The following is a 2,109-nucleotide window of genomic DNA, read 5'->3' on the forward strand; positions in this document are numbered from 1 at the left end:
GGTGTAGTCAAATCAAACTGAAGTCCTGTAGTAGCTATTAGCGATACTCCCCAATGAGCTAAATCTTGTAAAGTCGTTATCAGATCGATAGTTGAGCGACCCCAACGAGTTAATTCTGTAACTAATACTCCATCAATTTTACGAGCTTTTTAGTGTACCAAATAGACTATACTTTATAGCGATTAGCCGCATGTCTCAAAGAAGACGAATCGCCATTCTGGTTGCCTTTATCTATATTATGGAGGCGATCGCTATTGATGACGCTCTCGATTTATTAGAGCTATTAGTTAAAGATTTACTGGCTTCTTCCGAGCGAGAGGGGAAAAAGGAACGGTTGCGGACGCTTAAAGATTTAGATGCGTCGGCTCTACAATTGTCGCTTGCCTGCCGCGTTTTGCTCGACCCTAACTGTGATGACAGTAATTTGCGCTCGACTGTCTGGAAACAGATTAGCTCTGAAGAATTAAAAAAAGCTGTCGAGCAGGTACTTAAACTCGCTCGTCCACCAGACGACAACTACTACCAAGAATTATTAGGACGTTGGCGGCAAGTAAGGCGTTTCCTCCCTACATTGCTGCGGACAATTGATTTTCAATCCTTAATGGCAGGAAAAAACATTCTAGCCGCTTGGCGTTTTCTTGCTTCTATTGAGGGAATAAACAAGCCAAAAATGGAATCAGCCCCCCTGGAAGTGGTCGGTAAAAGTTGGGTGAGGTGGGTTGTTGGGAAAGATGGAAAAATTGACCGTCGTGCTTATACCTTCTGCGTCCTAGAACAATTGGTTGAGTCTTTGGGTCGCCGCGACCTGTTTGTCAGCGAGAGCGAGCGTTGGAATAATCCGGCAGCGAAACTGTTACAGGGTCAAGTTTGGGAGTCAACCCGCCCACTCGTGTGCCGAGCGTTGAACTTGCAACCGACTCCTGCACCTGAGCTTCAAGCCCTCCAACAGCAATTGAATGAAGCTTATCAGCGTACTGCTAGCAATCTCCCCAACAATCCGGCAGTTAGAATTGAAGTGACTAAGGGGCGCTCTACACTCACGATTGGGAATTTGGATAAATTAGAAGAGAGTTCGAGCTATCTCAAGCTTAAGGCACAGGTAGACGCTTGGCTGCCCCATGTCGATTTACCAGAAGCGTTACTGGAAATTCAGGCAAAAACTGGATTTATGGATGAGTTTATTCATGTCAATGAAAGTTTTGCCAGAGTCAGTAACTTATCTACCAGTATTTGTGCTGTGTTAATCGCTTCGGCTTGTAATATCGGGCTAACCCCTTTAGTCCGCGCCGATGTCCCTGCTTTAACAAGAGGTCGATTGACTTGGGTGGAACAAAACTACATTCGTCCAGAAACCCTAGTTCGTGCTAATGCTCGACTGGTTGATGCTCAGAGTCAAATTCCTCTAGCACAGGCATGGGGAGGTGGTGAAGTCGCTTCTGCTGATGGTCTACGTTTCGTCGTTCCTGTACGCACTCTTAATGCTGGCCCTAACAGTAAATACTTTGGTCAAGGCAGGGGAATTACTTATTACAACTTTACCTCTGACCAATTTACAGGCTTTCATGGGCTGGTAGTGCCAGGAACGTTGCGAGATTCTCTCGTCGTTTTGGTAGGATTGCTCGAACAACAGACTAGCTTGCGTCCCAGAGAACTAATGACTGACACCTCCGGCTATAGCGATGTAGTATTCGGGTTATTTTGGCTGTTGGGCTATCAGTTTAGTCCTCGTTTAGCCGATGCAGGAGAAGCCCGCTTGTGGAGACTTGACCCAAAAGCCGATTACGGAGTGTTGGATAAATTGGCACGGGCGAGAGTCAAGACGGAGTTAATTGAGGAAAACTGGGATGATATGTTGCGGGTAGCAGGGTCTTTAAAACTAGGAACTGTCAGCGCGTTGGAAATTCTGCGAACCTTGCAAAGAGGGAAGAAACCTTCTACTTTAGCCAAGGCAATTGGAGAGTTGGGGCGAGTCTCAAAAACGCTGTATTTGCTCCATTATGTTGATGATGAAGATTATCGCCGTCGCATCTTAACTCAATTAAATCGAGGCGAGAGCTCGGTTATCTCCTTTAGGACACGACCATATCAATATGTTAGGGCGCTACCATT

The 2,109-nt window shown here is 46.0% G+C and carries 1 protein-coding gene and 1 pseudogene; one reads left to right on the forward strand and one right to left on the reverse strand.

The annotated features are described in order from the left end of the window. Positions 1–149 (reverse strand): annotated as a pseudogene (locus tag NIES593_RS25715) (recombinase family protein); the annotation flags it as partial. A 41-nt stretch (positions 150–190) separates the two neighbouring features. Here NIES593_RS25715 and NIES593_RS23110 point away from each other — a divergent pair. Next, on the forward strand, positions 191–2,109 hold a 1,919-nt coding region (locus NIES593_RS23110; RefSeq protein WP_217652022.1), incomplete at its 3' end, for a Tn3 family transposase.

Origin of the sequence: Hydrococcus rivularis NIES-593 (genome assembly GCF_001904635.1) — a bacterium.
Classification (GTDB): Bacteria; Cyanobacteriota; Cyanobacteriia; order Cyanobacteriales; family Microcystaceae; genus Hydrococcus; species Hydrococcus rivularis.